The 3,183-nt window shown below is 49.2% G+C and carries 1 rRNA gene; it reads left to right on the top strand.

The features are described 5' to 3' along the window. The first annotated feature begins 247 nt into the window (after nucleotides 1–247). Nucleotides 248–3,124 (top strand): 23S ribosomal RNA (locus tag EYS08_RS25490). The last annotated feature ends 59 nt before the right edge of the window (nucleotides 3,125–3,183 follow it).

The raw sequence follows: 3,183 nt of genomic DNA, 5'->3' as shown, positions 1-3,183 counted from the left end.
TTTTTACTAACGAGATTTAAGCTGAAGGCTTAAGGACGGGCACATGACACCCTGACTTTTATACCCTTTACCTTGTCTTAGTAAAGTTCTTTGACATATTGGAAGAAGTTAAAAAAGAAGAGCAAACAACAATAGGCGACTGTTGTGTTTGTGCTCACTTAAAGGGATCGCAAGAGACCAATAAGTATGAGACATCATAACAAGAGCAAAAAAAGCATACCATACGGCGCAAAAGGCGTATGAGTAGAAGAAAGTAATAAAGAGTACACGGGGGATGCCTTGGCTCTCAGAGGCGATGAAGGACGTGATAAGCTGCGATAAGCTTCGGGTATTTGCAAATAGGAATTGATCCGAAGATTTCCGAATGGGGCAACCCGGCTAGTTGAAGACTAGTCACATATAATGAGCAAACCTGCCGAACTGAAACATCTAAGTAAGCAGAGGAAGAGAAAATAACAATGATTTCCTAAGTAGTGGCGAGCGAAAGGGAAAGAGCCCAAACCTACTTTGTTACGGCAAAGTGGGGGTTGTAGGACTGCAACATGGCATCAGCAAACAGAAGTGGAATGGGATGGGAAGCCCAGCGATACACGGTGATAGCCCGGTACACGTATAGAATGCTGGCCTAGCAGTATCCTGAGTACCGCGAGGTCGGAGACGCCTTGTGGGAATCTGCCGGCACCATCCGGTAAGGCTAAATACTCCTGAGAGACCGATAGTGAACCAGTACCGTGAGGGAAAGGTGAAAAGAACCCCGAACAGGGGAGTGAAATAGAACCTGAAACCGTGTACTTACAAGCGGTCGGAGCGTCCAGGTGGCGTGACGGCGTGCCTTTTGCATAATGAGCCTACGAGTTACTCCTCTCTGGCAAGGTTAAGTGYYTMAGGCACGGATCCGAAGCGAAAGCGAGTCTGAATAGGGCGTATAGTCAGAGGGGGTAGACGCGAAACCTTGTGATCTACCCATGGACAGGTTGAAGGTGCGGTAACACGTACTGGAGGACCGAACCGATAAACGTTGAAAAGTTTCCGGATGATCTGTGGGTAGGGGTGAAAGGCTAATCAAACTGGGAAATAGCTCGTACTCCCCGAAATGTTTTTAGGAACAGCGTGGACATTAAGTTTCATAGAGGTAGAGCTACTGATTGGGTGCGGGGGAGTCAAATCCTACCAAATCCAGACAAACTCCGAATGCTATGAAATATGGTCTGCAGTGAGGCGCGGGGTGCTAAGGTCACGCGCCGAGAGGGAAAGAACCCAGACCATCAGCTAAGGTCCCCAAGTGACAGTTAAGTTGAACTAACGAGGTCCGATTGCACAGACAGCTAGGATGTTGGCTTGGAAGCAGCCATTCATTTAAAGAGTGCGTAACAGCTCACTAGTCGAGCGATCGGGCATGGATAATAAACGGGCATTAAACTGTTCACCGAAGCTATGGGATTGAAATATATCGGTAGGGGAGCATTCTAGCGGCAGCGAAGGTATCTGGTAATGGGTGCTGGAGCTTCTAGAAAAGCAAATGTAGGCATAAGTAACGATAAGGCGGGAGAGAAACCCGCCCACCGAAAGGATAAGGTTTCCTGATCAACGCTAATCGGATCAGGGTCAGTCGGGACCTAAGGAGAACCCGAAGGGGAAATTCGATGGACAACTGGTTAATATTCCAGTACTTTTTATAACTGCGATGTGGGGACGGAGTAGTGACACTGCCGCGATCTGACGGAATAGATCGTTAAAGACAGTAGGTATTAGAACGGTAGGCAAATCCGCCGATCTAGCTGAAAGTCGATAGTACCGCGAGCCTTCGGGTAAGCGGATAGCGCAGGTAATCAGACTTCCAAGAAAAACCGCTAAGCTTCAGGTTATAAAAACCCGTACCGCAAACCGACACAGGTATCCGGGAAGAGGATTCTAAGGTGCTCGAGTGAATCATGGCTAAGGAACTCGGCAAAATGGCCCTGTAACTTCGGGAGAAGGGGCGCTGGCAGCAATGTCAGCCGCAGTGAAAAGGCCCAGGCGACTGTTTAACAAAAACACATGGCTTTGCAAAATCGAAAGATGAGGTATAAGGCCTGACACCTGCCCGGTGCTGGAAGGTTAAGAGGGGATGTCATCCGCAAGGAGAAGCATTGAATCGAAGCCCCAGTAAACGGCGGCCGTAACTATAACGGTCCTAAGGTAGCGAAATTCCTTGTCGGGTAAGTTCCGACCTGCACGAATGGTGTAACGATCTGGGCGCTGTCTCAGCCATGAGCTCGGTGAAATTGTGGTCCCGGTGAAGACGCCGGGTACCCGCAACGGGACGGAAAGACCCCATGCACCTTCACTACAATTTAACATTGACATTGGATACAGGATGTGTAGGATAGGTGGGAGGCTTTGAAGCGGCGTCGCTAGGCGTCGTGGAGCCAACGTTGAAATACCACCCTTTCTGTATTCGGTGTCTAATCCCTTTATGAGGGAGACATTGTTTGATGGGTAGTTTGACTGGGGTGGTCGCCTCCAAAAAGGTAACGGAGGCTTTCAAAGGTAAGCTCAGTACGCTTGGTAACCGTACGCGGAGTGCAATAGCATAAGCTTGCTTGACTGTGAGACAGACAAGTCGATCAGGGTCGAAAGACGGATATAGTGATCCGGTGGTTCTGCATGGAAGGGCCATCGCTCAAAGGATAAAAGGTACGCTGGGGATAACAGGCTGATCTCCCCCAAGAGCTCATATCGACGGGGAGGTTTGGCACCTCGATGTCGGCTCGTCACATCCTGGGGCTGGAGAAGGTCCCAAGGGTTCGGCTGTTCGCCGATTAAAGTGGCACGCGAGCTGGGTTCAGAACGTCGCGAGACAGTTCGGTCCCTATCTGTTGTGGGCGTAGGAATTTTGAGTGGGGCTGACCTTAGTACGAGAGGACCGGGTTGGACTAGCCTCTAGTGAATCTGTTGTTCCGCCAGGGGCATTGCAGAGTAGCTACGCTGGGAATAGATAAGCGCTGAAAGCATCTAAGTGCGAAACTAGCCACGAGATGAGAATTCCATATAGGACCGTAGCAGACTACTACGTTGATAGGCTACAGATGTAAAGCTGGCGACAGCACAGTCGAGTAGTACTAATCATCCGAAGCTTTCAAAGCAAACAGACTGTTGTTTGTTCTTCTAACATAACTTCTTTCAATAATATGTCATTTAAGC

Origin of the sequence: Pedobacter kyonggii, assembly GCF_004310665.1 — a bacterium.
Classification (GTDB): Bacteria; Bacteroidota; Bacteroidia; order Sphingobacteriales; family Sphingobacteriaceae; genus Pedobacter; species Pedobacter kyonggii.
The sequence above is the reverse complement of the archived record's forward strand: the minus strand, read 5'-3'. Positions and strand labels throughout refer to the sequence as shown.